Origin of the sequence: Brevibacterium sp. SIMBA_078 (genome assembly GCF_046534565.1) — a bacterium.
Lineage (GTDB): Bacteria > Actinomycetota > Actinomycetes > Actinomycetales > Brevibacteriaceae > Brevibacterium.
The window spans coordinates 1-358 of record NZ_JAWRYQ010000071.1; the positions used below are offsets into that span (position 1 = coordinate 1).

Annotated in this window: 1 protein-coding gene; it reads left to right on the top strand. The window is 45.8% G+C overall.

Features of this window, described 5'->3' with window-relative positions:
* Positions 1–30: 30 nt before the first annotated feature.
* A partial coding sequence (locus tag SB749_RS18910) for a hypothetical protein (RefSeq protein WP_410711656.1) occupies positions 31–358 on the top strand: 328 nt, incomplete at its 3' end.

The window sequence follows — 358 nt, forward strand, 5'->3', positions numbered from 1 at the left end:
GAAGACGATCTATCTGCTATGATTCGAGCAGTGACAGCTCAGTTCAATCGTGAACAGGCCATACAGAAGCGCCAAGCCAAAAAACAGGCTAGCAAAGAACAGGTTGAAAAGGATCGCTGGCAAGCACAAGCGGCTAGTGAGGCAATTGAAAAGATGCTTGCGTTAGCTGCTGATCAAGCAGAAAAGCAAAATGGCGACCAAGCTGAGCTAGATAATGAAATGGACAATACTGTAGAAACAGTGTTTAAAGCGGATTATGGCAGTTGGCAGGATGGAGGGGAACCTACGATAAGTGTTCCATCACTTGTGTGGCGCAGTGTCAATATGAGCCTAGGAGATGTCTTTATCGTTATGCTTG